Origin of the sequence: Nonomuraea sp. 3N208, assembly GCF_052245935.1 — a bacterium.
Classification (GTDB): Bacteria; Actinomycetota; Actinomycetes; order Streptosporangiales; family Streptosporangiaceae; genus Nonomuraea.
In genome coordinates this window covers 53,407-67,991 of the sequence record NZ_JBQQBR010000047.1, presented here as the reverse complement: position 1 = coordinate 67,991, position 14,585 = coordinate 53,407, and the positions used below count along the sequence as shown (strand labels likewise).

Genomic DNA, 14,585 nt, shown 5'->3' with positions numbered 1-14,585 from the left:
CAGGGAGTCCTCCATGTCGGGTGTTTCAGAGTGCGGTGGAATCGTCGGGATTGTCGGCTTCCCTGGGGGCGTCCCTGGGAGCGCCATCAGGGTTCGCGGCTTCGCTGAGGGCGCCGAGGGTGATGGGTTGTGCGATCGGGCGGCGAGGCGGTTGCTGCGGCTCTCCGGCCAGGCAGGCGACGGCGTACCCGCAGATGCGGCCCTGACACCAGCCCATGCCGGGCCGGGCCAGCAGCTTGATCGAACGCGCGTCGGTGGCGCCGAGCTCCTGCGCCTCGCGTACGCGCGCCAGCGGCACCTCCTCGCACCGGCACACCAGCGTGTCGTCCCGCAGCCACCCCTGCCAGCCAGGCCGGACCGGGTACGCCTGCTGCAGCGCTGCGCCGAAGACCCGCCACCGATCCCGCCGCCGCGACAGCACCCCGGCGACCTCGCCGGCCACCACCTCGACCCCGGCAGGATCCGCGGCGCCGTGGGCGTGCGCGACGATGGACCGGCCCGCGATGCGGCCTTCGAGCTCGGCCAGCCGCCAGCCCCCCACGCCGGTGGGCTCGCCGGCCGCCCACACTCCCGGCACGGTGGTGCGCTGGGCGCCGTCGGCCTCCAGGACCGGGCTGCCGTCCACGTCGTGCCGGGTCCCACAGCCGAGCTGCACCCCCAGGTCGATCTGCGGGACGAACCCGTATCCGGCCGCCACGGTGTCGCATTCGACGACGCGGGTGGAGAGAACGTTCCACCGCCTGTCGAGGCGGGCCACGGTGACGGCCTCCACCTCGCGCTCCCCGTGCGCCGCGACCACCGCGTGGCGCGACAGGTACGGCACCCGGTGGCGAGCGAGGCTCACCGCGTACCCGGCGGCCTCCCCGGCCTTGCCGAGGGCGAGCAGCGGATGCCTGACCAGCCCGAGCCCGCCGTTCGCCTCGAACACGCCGAGCACCCGCGCCCCGGCGGCGGCCAGGCCCGACGCCACGGGCAGCAGGAACGGCCCGGTGCCGGAGACGACGACCCGCCGGCCGGCCACGACGCCGTTGCCCTTGAGCAGCGCCTGCGCACCCCCGGCCGTGAGCACGCCGGGCAGGTCCCAGCCGGGGAACGGCAGCGGCCGGTCGTACGCCCCGGTGGCGATCAGCAGCCGGCTCGCCCGCACGGCGACCGCCTGCCCATCAGGGGAATCGGCGTGCACGAGCAGGTCGCCGTCCGGCTCGCGGGCGACGCTCCACACCTGGTGCCGCGTCAACACTTCGGCCCGGTCGCTCAGGGCGCGCGCCTGCCGCAGGAACCGATCGAGCCCGGGCGCCCGGCCGGGCACGGAGGTGTGCCGGAAATACTGGCCGCCGAGCCGCGCCGAGGAGTCCACGAGCGCCACCCGCAGCCCGGCCAGGGCCGCCGTGAGCGCGCCCGCCACCCCGGCGGGCCCACCGCCGACTACCACCAGGTCGTACGTCATGAGGTCGTCACCTCGTCCCCTGGCGCGGCCTCGAGCAGGCAGGCACGTTCAGGCGCCCGCCCGTTGACCGAGATCAGGCAGTCGAAGCACACCCCGATCCCGCAGAACAGCCCGCGGGGCCGCCCGCCGAACCGGGTGACGCGCCAGGATCGGATCCCGGCCGCGTGCAGCGCCGCGCCGATCGTCTGGCCGGGCACGACCGGCACGGAGCGGCCGTCGACCGTGATGGAGAACGGGCGGACGGTCAAGAAGCCTCCTCGGGGAAGCGGTCCGGGCGGAAGGGGCGCAGATCCAGGTCGGGCTGGGCACCGGTGACGACCTGAGCGAGCAGGTGGCCGGTGGCCGGGGCGAGCCCGATGCCGGCGCCCTCGTGCCCGCACGCGTGGTACAGTCCGGGCGCCCGCGGATCGGCGCCGATGACGGGCAGATGATCGGGACAGTACGGCCGGAACCCGCAGTAGGACCTGATGACCCGCACACTCCGCAGCACCGGGAAGAGCGCCACCGCCTGGGCAGCCAGCCGGGCGAGCACTGGGACCGAGGTCGTCCGGTCGAACCCGACCCGCTCCCTGCTCGCCCCGATCAGCACCGTCCCCGCCACCGTCCCCTCGACCACGGCCGACGTCTCCAGCCCTGCCGAGTCGCTGGCCACGTTCGTGACGTAGGCGGCGGTGTAGACCTTGTGCCTGATCAGCGGCTCCGGCAGCGGCTCTGTGACCAGGATGAACCCGCGCCTGGGCAGGACCGGCAGCCGCACCCCCGCCAGTGCGGCGACCTCGCCGCCCCACGTGCCGGCCGCGTTGATCACCGCGCCGCCGAGCACGTCCCCGTGCGTGGTCCGCACGCCGGTCACGCGCTCCCCCGACCGGACGAATCCGGTCACCTCGGCTCCCAGACGCAGCCGGAGCGTACCCCGGCCGTAACTGTCGGCGCCGTGCTTGAGCAAGGTAGCGGCGGCCAGCATGGGCTGGACCTGGGCGTCCTGCGGGTAGTACACACCGCCGGCCAGCCCCTGCGCGAGGTGCGGCTCGTAGTCGCTCAGCGCGTCGCTCGCCACGACGGCGTGTTCGACGTCCTGTTTGGCGGCGAGGTCCGTGAGCTGCCGCTGGATCTCGGGGGTCTCGGCGACGACCAGCCCGCCCTTGGCCTCGAACTCGAACCCGCCGTGCCCGGCCAGCGTCCGCCAGAGGCGGTTGGACAGCACCGCCAGCTCCAGCTCAGGGCCGGGCTCCTTGTCCGACACCAGCACGTTGCCCTCACCCGAGCCGGTCGTGCCGCCGGCGACGGGCCCACGGTCGATCACGGTCACGTCGAGCCCCGCCCGCGCGGCGTAGTAAGCGCAGGCCGCCCCGACCACGCCGGCGCCGACGACGATCACGTCGGACATCACCACCTCCACCAGTAATATGTCACATATCTATGGGGATGAGAAGCCCCGTTCCCGGTGGTGGGACCGACCGTACCGGCCCGTACCATCAATGACGTGAAGCTACCCACGGACCACTCCAACCCTCTGGTGCGCCGCCTGTTCTCCTTCTGGGCGCCGACCACGCAGTCGCTGCGGGGCTGGGCGATGGCATCCGTGGTGGTCAACGCGGGCATCGCGGTGACCGGCGCAGGCGTGCGCGTCACCGGTTCCGGGCTCGGCTGCCCGACCTGGCCGAGGTGCACGCCGGACAGCTTCATCCCGGTCGCGCACCCTGAGGTGTCGATGCTCAACATGCTGGTCGAGTTCGGCAACCGGCTGCTGACCTTCCTGGTGCTGGCCGTGGGCGCCGCGTGTGTCATCGCGGCCTGGCGGATGGTGCCCCGCCGGCGGTCCCTGGTCCGGCTGGCGCTGCTCCAGCCGGTCGGCGTCCTGGCCCAGGCCTTGTGGGGCGGGCTGGTGGTCAACACGATGCTCAACCCGTTCACGGTCGGCATGCACTTCCTCATCTCCGGCGGCCTGATCGCGGCCTGCTGGATGTTGTACGCCCGCGCGGGCGAGGGCGACGGCGCGGCGCGGCGGGTGACCCACCGCGACGTCCGCAGGCTCGGCTACGTGCTGGTGGCCGCCGTCTTCGTGCTGCTGGTGGCCGGCGTGGTGGTGAGCGGCACGGGCCCGCACTCGGGCGACGTGATGGCCTCGCGCTTCGACCTCGACATCGAGGCGGTGGCCCGGCTGCACGCCGACCTCGCCTACGTCGTCGTCGGGCTGACGTTCGCGTTGCTGTTCGCCCTGCACGTGAGCGACTCGACCCGGCAGGCCCGGCGGGCGGCGCTGGCGCTGTTCGTGGTGGAGCTGCTGCAGGGCGTGATCGGCTATACGCAGTACTTCCTGGCCGTGCCCGCCGCCCTGGTCCTGCTGCACGTGCTCGGCTCCACTCTGGTCTGGATCGCCGCCCTCAGGGTGGTCACCTCGCTGCGCACCCGCGATCCGGTGGCGGCGCCCCACTCCCCCATCGAAGCGCCCGCCGCCGTCTGAACGGATGTGCCAGGGTGTGTGGTGAAAAGTCCGCCACTCCCCCGGCCTAAGAGGGGTGCGCTTTGTTCGGAAAAGTCCGCCCCTCTCGAAAGGCGTTGCGCCGGACGTACCAAGGTCTGGTGTCGCTCAGCGTGCTCGCTCTCGCACCCATGACGTGGGCCTGGCTCAGCAGTTCGGGGCAGCGGGTGGCGGCCGAGGGCCGAGCTCCGGCGGACTGGCTGGGGCGGGTGCCCGAGACGCAGGCGGCGCTGGTGCTGGGCGCGGGCCTGTACGGCGACCAGCCCACGCCGATGCTGGCCCGCAGGCTGGACATCGCCGCCGAGCTCTACCGCGCCGGCAAGGTCCGGGCGCTGCTGCTGTCGGGCGACAACAGCCGCAAGGACTACGACGAGCCCACCGCCATGCGCGACTACCTGCGGGCCAAGGGCGTGCCCGACGCGGTGATGGTGCTGGACTACGCCGGGTTCGACACGTGGGACTCGTGCGTGCGGGCGCGCCAGGTGTTCGGGGCCGAGCGGGTGACCGTGGTCACGCAGGAGTTCCACATGCCGCGGGCGGTGACGTTGTGCCGCACGGCCGGGCTGGAGACGTTCGGCGTGGGCGACGACTCGGCCCGGCGGCTGCCCGGGCCCACCTACGTGTACGCCGCCCGCGAGCTGTTCGCCACCGCCAAGGCGTTCGCCGACGCGAAGATCCTCGACTCCGACCCGGTCTTCCCTGGGCCGCGTGAGGTCTCGCTCACCCGCATCCTGAGTCAGCCTGGCGCGCCGGGCGCGTAGCCGGGCGGCGGTGTGCCCCTGGCGATCGACCCGGCGTGCACCGACGGCACAGGGAAGTCCGCCCTGGCCGTGCTCATGCACTCCAGCAGGGCCCGCTGCTCCTCGTGGAAGGCCTGCTCGTCGACCATGTGGCGGGCCGCCCGCTCGTGCAGCAGCCCCAGCTCGGTGGCGGCCAGCTGGTAGTCGCGCATCGCGCGCAGCCCGCGTTTGCCGCCGTGGGCCTTGGCCCACTGCCTGGCCTGACGGCGCCGGGAGAACGCCGACAACATGTAGATGTCGGCCTCGTTGACCAGCTTGGTCGGCGCGTACGGCGGCAGGAAGCGCTGGATGAGCGCGACGATGCGCCGCCGGTCCCTGAACACCACGCCGATGAGGACGATCAGCACCACCAGCAGCGTGAGATAGGCCACCACGAGGCCGGGGAAGCCGCCGTAGGAGGCCAGGCCGTTCCACAGGCCGTGCAGGATCATCGCGCCCGACCAGCCGGCCAGGATGTAGAACACCCGCTCGGAGCCGCTGCGCTGGGCGGCGTAGGCGACGCCGACGCCGATCATCGAGCTGAACAGCGGATGCGCCAGCGGCGACAGGATGCCGCGCAGCACCACGGTGACCGCCAGTCCCTTGACCCCCGACTCGGAGTTGAGTGCGGCGAGGTAGTAGCTGACGTTCTCGCTCATGGCGAAGCCGAGGCCCACCATGCTGGCGTAGATGATGCCGTCGGTCGGCCCGTCCAACTCGGCCCGGCGGAACCTGAGCAGCCCCAGCAGCACCAGCCCCTTCATCGTCTCCTCGACCACGGGAGCGCCGAACGTGGCCGCGATGTTGCGGGCGGTGTCCTCCGACAGCTTGACGGTGTCCATGATGTAGTGCAGGTTGAGCGAGTTGACCACGCCCGCGACCAGCACCGCGATGCCCGTGCCCCACGCGAAGGCGAAGATCAGGTTGCTGCGCGGCTCCGGCTCCATCCGGTCCAGCGCCAGCACTGCGGCCAGCAGCAGCGGCACCGGGGCCAGCGCCAGCGTGAGTGCGATGAAGAACTGCACCGGCTCGCCGTTGAGCACGTCGAACGAGAAGGAGACCAGAGCGCAGATGCCGGTGAGGACCAGCCCGATGATCAACGCCAATGAGGGGCGGTCCTTCAACACCCAGCGTGGATCACGGGACGCCATAGGGTGACTTTAACGGATCAGGGTGCCGGTGGCCGTGCGGGCATAGCCACTCCTCACCGTCCAGAAAGGGCTCGCCACAGCGGCGATCAGGCCAGCAGCGGGTCGATGGCGACGGCGAGGAAGAGCAGCGCCAAGTAGGCATTGGACCAGTGGAAGAAACGCATGGGCCGCAGGTCGACGCCGGTCTTGCCGGCGTTGAGCCGGGCCAGCAGGCGGTGCACCTCCCACAGGCACATCACGCCGAGCACGGCCGCCACGACCGGGTAGAACAGCGTGGTGTGCGCCACCGGCCACAGCGCCAGCGAGCACAGCACGGTCGCCCAGGTGTAGGCGATGGACTCCAGGATGACCCGCCGCTCGGTGGCCACCACCGGCAGCATCGGCACCTTGGCCGCCGCGTAGTCCTCCTTGTAGCGCATGGCCAGCGTCCAGGTGTGCGGCGGCGTCCAGAAGAACACCACCCCAAACAACACCAGCGGCGCCCAGTCGAGCCGCTCCGTGATGCCCGCCCAGCCGATCATCACCGGCATGCACCCGGCGATGCCGCCCCACACGATGTTCTGGGCCGTGCGCCGCTTGAGGATCATCGAGTAGACCAGCACATAGAACAGGATCGCCGCGGTCGACAGCAGGGCCGCCAGCCAGTTGGTGGTGACCCACAGCCCGACCAGGGACAGGACGCCGAGCACGATCCCGAAGATCAGCGCGCCGCGCGGCGACACCTGGTGCCGGGCCAGCGGCCGGCGGCGGGTGCGGCGCATCTTCTGGTCGATGTCGCGGTCCACATAGCAGTTGAGCGCGTTGGCGCTGCCCGCCGACAGGGTGCCGAACACCATGACCGAGATGGACGTCCACAGCGGCGGCAGCCCACCGGCGGCGAGGAACATCACCGGCAGCGTAGTGATCAGCAGCAGCTCGATGATCCGCGGCTTGGTGAGCGCGATGTAGGCCTTGACGATCATGCCGATCGAGCGCGGCGCCTCCACCTGCGGAGATGGCGCCGTCGCCTGCCTGTTGGTCAGCACCGTCAAGGCGCTTCCAGCCTGTGCGGAGTCAACGCGTAACCTCTGATAAGAGCGGATCCATGGGTGGGCGCCGGTGACGCCTCTGCGAACCCAACAAACTGTAGTCGCAGGGTGGGCCGGTCCGGCCAATGGGGGGCTTGCGCCGTACATGGACACGCACGGGTGGATATGGAATTGATCAGCGGCTCCACTCGGTTAGGGTCCCTGTGGGCGGGATAGCCAACCGGCATGACCGATGACAACTAGATTCCGGAGATCGAGCACTTGAGCACCGAACTCGTGCCAGCCCTTGACTGGACCGACCTGGACAAGCAGGCGGTCGACGTCATTCGAGCCCTGGCGATGGACGCAGTGGAGAAGGCGGGCTCGGGTCATCCCGGCACCGCCATGAGTCTGGCCCCCGCCGCATACTTGCTGTTCCAGCGTGTGATGCGCCACGATCCCACCGATCCCAACTGGCTCGGCCGGGACCGTTTCGTGTTGTCGTGCGGCCACACCAGCTTGACCCTCTACCTCCAGCTCTACCTTTCCGGCTACGGCCTGACGCTCGACGACCTCAGGCGGCTGCGCCAGTGGGACAGCCTGACCCCCGGCCACCCCGAGTACGGCCACACCGCGGGCGTCGAGACCACGACGGGCCCGCTCGGCCAGGGCCTGGGCAACGCGGTCGGCATGGCGATGGCCGCCCGCCGCGAGCGCGGCCTGTTCGACCCCGACGCCGAGCTCGGCGCCTCGCCGTTCGACCACCACATCTGGTGCTTCGTCAGCGACGGCGACATCGAGGAGGGCATCAGCCACGAGGCCAGCTCCCTCGCCGGCCACCAGAAGCTGGGCAACCTCATCGTCGTGTGGGACGACAACCACATCTCCATCGAGGACGACACGCTGATCGCCAAGTCCGAGGACGTGGTCAAGCGCTACGAGGCCTACGGCTGGCACACGGAGAGCGTCGACTGGACCGCCGGCGACAACTACCACGAGGACGTGCAGGCCCTGTACGACGCGCTGGAGGCGGCCAAGGCCGAGACCGACCGGCCGTCGTTCATCCGGCTGCGCACGATCATCGGCTGGCCGGCCCCCAACAAGCGCAACACCGGCAAGATCCACGGCTCGGCCCTGGGTGAGGCGGAGGTCGCCGCCACCAAGGAAGTCCTCGGCATGGACCCGGCCAAGACCTTCGACGTGCCCGCCGACGTGCTCGCGCACGCCCGCGAGGTGGCCCAGCGCGGCCGCGCCGTGCACGCCGAGTGGGAGAAGGGCTACGCCGAATGGCGTCTGGCCAACGCCGAGCGTGCGGAAGAGCTCGACCGCATCTCGCACCGCGAGCTGCCGAACGGCTGGTACAGGGCACTGCCGTCATTCAAGGTGGACGCGTCGATGGCCACCCGCAAGGCGTCGGGCGAGGTGCTGAGCGCGCTGGCGCCGGTGCTGCCCGAGCTGTGGGGCGGCTCGGCCGACCTGGCCGAGTCCAACAACACCACGATGAAGGGCGAGCCGTCCTTCATTCCGGAGGAATACCAGACCAAGGAGTTCCCCGGTAACCGCTACGGCCGCACGCTGCACTTCGGCATCCGCGAGCACGCCATGGGCGCCATTCTCAACGGCATCGCCCTGCACGGCGGCACCCGCCCGTACGGCGGCACGTTCCTCGTCTTCTCCGACTACATGCGCCCGGCGGTGCGTCTGGCCGCGCTGATGAAGCTGCCGGTCACCTACGTGTGGACGCACGACTCCATCGGCCTGGGCGAGGACGGCCCCACCCACCAGCCGATCGAGCACCTGTGGGCGCTGCGCGCGATCCCCGGCCTCGATGTGGTCCGCCCGGCCGACGCCAACGAGACCGCGTACGCGTGGAAGACCGTGCTGGAGCACAAGGACCGGCCCGCCGCGCTCGCGCTGACCAGGCAGAACCTGCCGGTCTACGAGGGCACCAGCGCCGACGGCGTGGCCCGCGGCGGCTACGTGCTGCGCGAGGCGTCCGACGGCCAGCCCAGGGTGATCATCATCGCCACCGGCAGCGAGGTGCAGATCGCCGTGGAGGGCCGCGAGCTTCTCGAGGAGCAGGGCATCCCCACGCGAGTCGTCTCCATGCCGTGTGTGGAGTGGTTCAACGGGCAGGATTCCGCATATAGGCAGACTGTTCTGCCGTCGTCGAACAGGGCTCGCGTCGCGGTCGAGGCGGGCATCGCGCTCGGCTGGCACCAGTTCGTCGGCGAATGCGGCGAAGTGGTCAGCCTCGAACACTTCGGTGCGTCGGCACCGTACAAGACTGTGTACGAGCAGTTCGGGCTGACGGCCGAGCGCGTGGCGGCGGCGGCACATGCGAGCCTGGCCAAGCTTGGCCAGGAAAAAGGCGAGACGACGGGAAACTGAAGAAGACATGAGCGAGATCCTCAACAAGCTGTCCGGCCAGGGCGTGGCCATCTGGCTCGACGACATCAGCCGTGAGCGGCTGCGCAGCGGCAACCTGGAGCAGTTGATCAGGGAGAAGAACGTCGTCGGGGTCACCTCCAACCCGACGATCTTCGCCGGCGCGCTCAGCAAGGGCGACGCCTACGACGTGCAGCTGCACGACCTGGCCATCCGCGGCGTCAACGTGGACGAGGCCGTGCGGGCGATCACCGCCTACGACATCCGCTGGGCCTGCGACGTGCTGCGCCCGGTCTTCGACGCCACCGGCGGCGTGGACGGCCGCGTGTCGCTGGAGGTTGACCCGCGCCTGGCCCACGAGAGCGAGAAGACCGTGGCCGAGGCCCGGGCGCTGTGGTGGATGGTGGACCGGCCCAACCTGTTCATCAAGATCCCGGCGACCCTGGAGGGCCTGCCGGCGATCACGCAGGCGATCTCCGAGGGCATCAGCGTCAACGTCACCCTGATCTTCTCGCTGGAGCGTTACCGCGCGGTCATGGACGCATGGCTCGCCGGCCTGGAGGCCGCGCAGGCCAAGGGGCTCAACCTGGCCACGATCGAGTCGGTGGCCTCGTTCTTCGTCAGCCGCGTCGACACCGAGATCGACAAGCGGCTGGACAAGGCGGGTAAGCCGGAGCTGAAGGGCAAGGCGGGCGTGGCCAACGCGCGGCTGGCGTACGCGGCGTACGAGGAGGTCATGAACACCGAGCGGTGGCAGCGGCTGCGCTCGGCCGGTGCCCGGCCGCAGCGCCCGCTGTGGGCCTCGACCGGCGTGAAGAACCCTGAGTACTCCGACACGCTCTACGTCGACCAGCTCGTCGCCCCCGGCACGGTCAACACGATGCCGGAGAAGACGCTCGACTCGACCGCCGACCACGCCGACATCACCGGTGACACCATCCGGCCGTTCTACGAGGACGCCTGGAACACCATGGCGGCGCTCAAGGAGGCCGGCGTCGACTACGACGACGTGGTGAAGGTACTCGAGGAAGAGGGCGTGCAGAAGTTCGCGGCGTCCTGGAACGAGCTGCTCGAGAGCGTCACCAAGAACCTGGTTCCGTGATGGAGGTGCTCTACCGCGACGAGAAGGTGGCCTCGGCCGCCTCCTCCGTCGCGGGGCGTCTCGTCGCCGACGGCGTGCCCGCGCGGCTCGCCGCCGGCGACCCCACGCTGTGGGGTGGCGAAGGGAGCGGAGCTCCCGAGCCAATAAGAGGGGACGCCGAGGCCGGGGCGGGCGGGCTGCCGCTCCGCGCCTCCCGCGAGCTGCTACCCGAACTGGGCGAGCTCGCACAGCAGACCCGTGCCGCGGGTCTGACGAACGTGGTGCTGGCCGCGACGGGCGGCGCGGCACTGGCGGCGGAGGCGATCTGCGACACTGCGGACGTGCCGCTCACCGTGCTCGACACGTCCGACCCCGGGCAGGTACGCCGGGCGCTGGCCGAGCCGCTGGAGTCCACGGTCATGGTGGTGGCGGGCTCCGCCGTGGAGACGGACTGCGTGCTCCGGATCTACGAGGAGCTGTTCGCGGAGGCGGGCATCGACGCCGCGCAGCGCGTCGTGGCCGTCGCCGACCCCGGCTCGCCGCTGGAGCGGCGGGCCGTGGAGCGCGGCCACCGCCTGCTGCCGTCGAGCGTCCGCGACGCACCGTCACCGCCCGGCGGCCCCGGCGAGGAAGGGGCGTCCCCGGTCGGCGGGCCGGGTCCGGCGTCGCCGGCGGGCCGCTGGGGCACGGCCGTGCCGGCGGCAGCGCTGGTGGCCGCGGCGCTGGCGGGGGCTGACGTGGCGCGGTTGCTCGACGACGCCGAAGAGGTGCTGCCGCTGCTGTCGCGGGACAGCGGCAACCCAGGGCTCACCCTGGGCGCGGCGCTCGGCGGCGCGGCGCTCGGCGGCCGTGACAAGTTGCTGCTGGAGGACCAGCTCTCCGCCATCGCCGGGCTGCCCGACTGGATCGAGGCGCTCGTCGCCGAGTACACCGGCAAGCGGGGCAGGGGGATCCTGCCCGTCGTGGGCGCCGACCCCCACCGTGCCCACGACGAACTGGTCGTCGCCATCGAGTCCGACGTCGGGCACGTGCGCGTGGATGGGCCGCTGGGCGCGCAGTTCCTCGTCTGGGAGTACGCCGCCGCCGTCGCCGCGCTGCTGCTGGAGGTCGACCCGGCCGATCGGCCGGACATGGCCGAGCCCACGGACAACACAGCCGCCCTGCTGGCCCTGCCCGAGCTGCCGGCGGGTGCGCCCGCGCTGGTGGACGGCCCGGTCGAGGTGTACGGCCCGGTGACGGCCAAGGACCTGCCCGGGGTGTTCATCGAGCTGCTGCATGCCATACCGGCCGACGGCCACCTGGCGGTGACGGCCTACCTGGACCGGCTGGCGGCGTTCGACGCGCCGGTGTCCGACGGCGCCGACTTCGAGCAGATGACCGACGCCTGGATGATGGCCGACCCGGCCACGCTACGGGCATTGCTGGCGCTGCGTACCGACAGGCCGGTGACGTTCGGGTGGGGCCCGCGGTCGTTGCACACGACCGGCCAATTCCACATGGGCGGACCCCAGAACGGGGTGTTCCTGCAGATCACCGGGGCGGTGACGGAGGACGTCGCGGTCCCGGGCAAGCCTTACACGCTGGGCCGCCTCCAGTTCGCCCAGGCGCTCGGCGACCTGGAGGCCATCGAAACGCGCGGACGGCCCGCCGTACGCCTGCATTTGACCGACCGCGCGGCAGGGGTCGCGCACCTGCTCGCAGCCGCACAGGAGGTTTGAGATGACAGACCCTGGAGCACCCGTGGAGGAAGCCGCCACCGTTGCGGCGGCCGTCGCGGCCACCGCCACCACGCAGGAAGTGGTGGCCGCGAACCCCCTGCGGGATCCGCGTGACAAACGCCTGCCCAGAGTGGCCGGGCCCTGCGTGATGGTGTTGTTCGGCGTGACCGGTGACCTGGCCAAGCGCAAGCTGCTGCCGGCGATCTACGACCTCGGCAACCGTGGGCTGCTCCCGCCGGGGTTCTCGCTGGTCGGTTTCGCCCGGCGGGATTGGAAGGACCAGGATTTCGCCCAGCTGACGCACGACGCGGTCAAGGCGCACGCCAGGACACCGTTCCGTGAAGAGGTCTGGAGGCAGCTGCTCGAAGGCATCCATTTCGTGCCGGGCGAGTTCTCCGACGACGGGGCGTTCGACGCGCTGGCCATGGCATTGGCGGAGATCGACCAGACTCGGGGCACGGGCGGAAACTACGCTTTCTACCTGTCGGTGCCGCCGAAGTTCTTCCCTTTGGTGGTGGAGCAGCTCAAGCGGACCGGGCTGGCCGACGCGCCCGAGGGATCGTGGCGGCGAGTGGTCATCGAGAAGCCGTTCGGGCACAATCTGCAGTCGGCGCACGAGCTCAACGAGATCACCACGTCCGCCTTCCCGGAGAGCTCGATCTTCCGGATCGACCACTACCTGGGCAAGGAGACCGTCCAGAACATCCTGGCGCTGAGGTTCGCCAACAACCTCTACGAGCCGATCTGGAACCGCAGCTTCGTCGACCACGTCCAGATCACGATGGCCGAGGACATCGGCATCGGCGGGCGGGCCGGCTACTACGACGGCATCGGCGCGGCCCGCGACGTGATCCAGAACCACCTGCTCCAGCTCCTCGCGCTGGTCGCGATGGAGGACCCGACCTCGTTCGAGGCCCAGGCGCTGCGGCGGGAGAAGGAAAAGGTGCTCAAGGCCGTGCGCCTGCCGGCCAACCTGGGGCTCAACACGGCGCGCGGACAATACTCGGCGGGCTGGCAGGGCGGCGAGAAGGTCGTCGGCTACCTCCAGGAGGACGGTATCTCGGCCGCGTCGACCACGGAGACGTACGCCGCCATCAAGCTGGAGATCGCCAACAGGCGGTGGGCGGGGGTGCCGTTCTACCTGCGTACCGGCAAGCGCCTGGGCCGCCGGGTGACGGAGGTCGCGGTGGTGTTCCAGCGCGCGCCGCACCTGCCCTTCAGCAAGGACGACACCGAGATCCTCGGCCAGAACGCGCTCGTGGTGCGCGTCCAGCCGGACGAGGGCATCACGGTGCGTTTCGGCTCGAAGGTGCCGGGGACGGCCATGGAAGTGCGCGACGTCTCCATGGACTTCGCCTACGGCGAGTCGTTCCTGGAGTCGTCGCCCGAGGCGTACGAGCGGCTGCTGCTCGACGTCATGATCGGCGACCCGCCGCTGTTCCCGCACCAGCGGGAGGTGGAGCTGTCGTGGAAGATCCTCGACCCGATCGAGGAGTTCTGGGCCACTCAGGGCCAGCCCGAGCCCTACGAATCGGGCTCGTGGGGGCCGCCGTCAGCGGACGCGATGATGGCGCGTGACGGCCGTGTGTGGAGGAGACTTTAGTGACGACTTTCATGCTGTCGGACACGACGGCGGGGAAGATCTCGGCGCAGCTCATGCACCTGCGCCATCAGATGGGCGCACCCGCCATCGGCATGGTGCTGACGCTCGTGGTGGTCTGCGAGGAGCGCCATCAGTACGACGCGCTCCGCGCCGCCGCCGAGGCGGCCCGCGAGCACCCGTCGCGCATCATCGTGGTGATCAACCGTGAGGTCGAGGAGCCCATCAGGCTCGACGCCGAGCTGCGCATCGGGGAGTCCACGCCGGGCGAGGTCGTGGTGCTGCGCCTGTACGGCGAGCTCACCCAGCACGCCGACTCGGTGGTCAGCCCGCTGCTGCTGCCCGACACGCCGGTCGTGGTGTGGTGGCCGGGCCTGGCCCCGGACGTGCCGTCCAAGGACGCGATCGGCGTACTGGCCCAGCGGCGCATCACCGACGCCAGGGGCATGTCCGACGGCGGCGTCCAGTCGCTGGTGACCAGGGCAAGGGGGTACGCCCGCGGCGACACCGACCTGGCCTGGTCCCGCCTGACGCCGTGGCGCAGTCTGCTGGCCGCCGCGTTCGACCAGCCGGTGGGCAAGGTACGCAAGGGCGTGGTGGAGGCCTCCAAGGGCAATCCGAGCGCGCCGCTGCTGGCCGCCTGGCTGTCGGAACGGCTCGGCGCGCCCATCAAGGTCGCCGACTCGGCCGGCCCCGGCCTCACCGCCGTACGCCTGCAGCTGGCCGAGGGCGAACTGACCGTGGTCAGGACCGACGCCCGGCTGGCCACGCTGTCGCGGCCCGGCCAGCCGGACCGGAACGTGGCCCTGGCCAGGCGGCACACCTCGGAGCTGATGGCCGAGGAAATGCGCAGGCTGGACAGCGACGAGATCTACGAGGCGGCGGTCAAGCGGTTCGCCCGGACCTACAAGGGATGACCTGAGAGACCGTGG

Annotated in this window: 12 protein-coding genes; 7 read left to right on the top strand and 5 right to left on the bottom strand. The window is 71.0% G+C overall.

Annotation, left to right across the window (positions count from 1 at the left end):
* Positions 1-25: 25 nt before the first annotated feature.
* From ACTWPT_RS48350 to ACTWPT_RS48340, 3 genes are read right to left on the bottom strand one after another with little or no spacing between them, the layout of a single operon-like run.
* Positions 26-1,447, bottom strand: coding sequence for an FAD/NAD(P)-dependent oxidoreductase (locus ACTWPT_RS48350; protein ID WP_443184297.1), 1,422 nt, complete (start codon positions 1,445-1,447; stop codon positions 26-28).
* Positions 1,444-1,695: a (2Fe-2S)-binding protein gene (locus ACTWPT_RS48345; RefSeq protein WP_443184296.1), complete on the bottom strand. Its 252-nt coding sequence runs from the start codon at positions 1,693-1,695 to the stop codon at positions 1,444-1,446. Before ACTWPT_RS48345 ends, ACTWPT_RS48350 begins: the two co-directional genes overlap by 4 nt.
* On the bottom strand, positions 1,692-2,846 hold the full coding sequence (locus ACTWPT_RS48340) for an NAD(P)/FAD-dependent oxidoreductase (RefSeq protein WP_443184295.1): 1,155 nt from the start codon (positions 2,844-2,846) through the stop codon (positions 1,692-1,694). The genes ACTWPT_RS48345 and ACTWPT_RS48340 overlap by 4 nt, the downstream gene beginning before the upstream one ends.
* Positions 2,847-2,930: 84 nt before the next feature.
* Between ACTWPT_RS48340 and ACTWPT_RS48335 the strand changes: the two genes are divergently transcribed.
* Both ACTWPT_RS48335 and ACTWPT_RS48330 read left to right on the top strand, forming a co-directional pair.
* On the top strand, positions 2,931-3,911 hold the full coding sequence (locus tag ACTWPT_RS48335) for a COX15/CtaA family protein (RefSeq protein WP_443184294.1): 981 nt from the start codon (positions 2,931-2,933) through the stop codon (positions 3,909-3,911).
* Positions 3,912-4,030: 119 nt separating this feature from the next.
* Positions 4,031-4,690, top strand: coding sequence for a SanA/YdcF family protein (locus ACTWPT_RS48330; protein ID WP_443184293.1), 660 nt, complete (start codon positions 4,031-4,033; stop codon positions 4,688-4,690).
* On the opposite strand, the gene ACTWPT_RS48325 is transcribed toward ACTWPT_RS48330, so the two are convergent.
* Together ACTWPT_RS48325 and ACTWPT_RS48320 are read right to left on the bottom strand one after the other, a co-directional pair.
* Positions 4,666-5,859 (bottom strand): PrsW family intramembrane metalloprotease, encoded by a 1,194-nt coding sequence (locus tag ACTWPT_RS48325; protein ID WP_443184292.1) that lies wholly within the window; start codon positions 5,857-5,859, stop codon positions 4,666-4,668. The genes ACTWPT_RS48330 and ACTWPT_RS48325 overlap by 25 nt on opposite strands.
* Before the next feature lie 86 nt (positions 5,860-5,945).
* On the bottom strand, positions 5,946-6,890 hold the full coding sequence (locus tag ACTWPT_RS48320; RefSeq protein ID WP_443184291.1) for a heme o synthase: 945 nt from the start codon (positions 6,888-6,890) through the stop codon (positions 5,946-5,948).
* Between the two features lie 258 nt (positions 6,891-7,148).
* Here ACTWPT_RS48320 and tkt point away from each other — a divergent pair, with 258 nt between their 5' ends.
* The 5 genes from tkt to opcA are packed head-to-tail and all read left to right on the top strand — an operon-like array spanning position 7,149 to position 14,570.
* Positions 7,149-9,257 (top strand): transketolase, encoded by a 2,109-nt coding sequence (gene tkt, locus ACTWPT_RS48315; protein ID WP_443184290.1) that lies wholly within the window; start codon positions 7,149-7,151, stop codon positions 9,255-9,257.
* Between the two features lie 7 nt (positions 9,258-9,264).
* Positions 9,265-10,356, top strand: coding sequence for a transaldolase (gene tal / locus ACTWPT_RS48310; protein ID WP_443184289.1), 1,092 nt, complete (start codon positions 9,265-9,267; stop codon positions 10,354-10,356).
* Positions 10,356-12,053, top strand: a complete 1,698-nt coding sequence (locus tag ACTWPT_RS48305) for a glucose-6-phosphate isomerase (RefSeq protein ID WP_443184321.1) — start codon at positions 10,356-10,358, stop codon at positions 12,051-12,053. The genes tal and ACTWPT_RS48305 overlap by 1 nt, the downstream gene beginning before the upstream one ends.
* Position 12,054: 1 nt before the next feature.
* Positions 12,055-13,656: a glucose-6-phosphate dehydrogenase gene (gene zwf, locus ACTWPT_RS48300; protein ID WP_443184288.1), complete on the top strand. Its 1,602-nt coding sequence runs from the start codon at positions 12,055-12,057 to the stop codon at positions 13,654-13,656.
* Positions 13,656-14,570, top strand: coding sequence for a glucose-6-phosphate dehydrogenase assembly protein OpcA (opcA, locus tag ACTWPT_RS48295; RefSeq protein ID WP_443184287.1), 915 nt, complete (start codon positions 13,656-13,658; stop codon positions 14,568-14,570). Before zwf ends, opcA begins: the two co-directional genes overlap by 1 nt.
* The last annotated feature ends 15 nt before the right edge of the window (positions 14,571-14,585 follow it).

Excerpts from the sequence above, each read along its gene's own strand:
- ACTWPT_RS48350 (WP_443184297.1), bottom strand. The coding sequence starts at position 1,447 with ATGACGTACGACCTGGTGGTAGTCGGCGGTGGGCCCGCCGGGGTGGCG.
- ACTWPT_RS48325 (WP_443184292.1), bottom strand. The coding sequence starts at position 5,859 with ATGGCGTCCCGTGATCCACGCTGGGTGTTGAAGGACCGCCCCTCATTG.
- tal (WP_443184289.1), top strand. The coding sequence starts at position 9,265 with ATGAGCGAGATCCTCAACAAGCTGTCCGGCCAGGGCGTGGCCATCTGG.
- ACTWPT_RS48305 (WP_443184321.1), top strand. The coding sequence starts at position 10,356 with ATGGAGGTGCTCTACCGCGACGAGAAGGTGGCCTCGGCCGCCTCCTCC.
- zwf (WP_443184288.1), top strand. The coding sequence starts at position 12,055 with ATGACAGACCCTGGAGCACCCGTGGAGGAAGCCGCCACCGTTGCGGCG.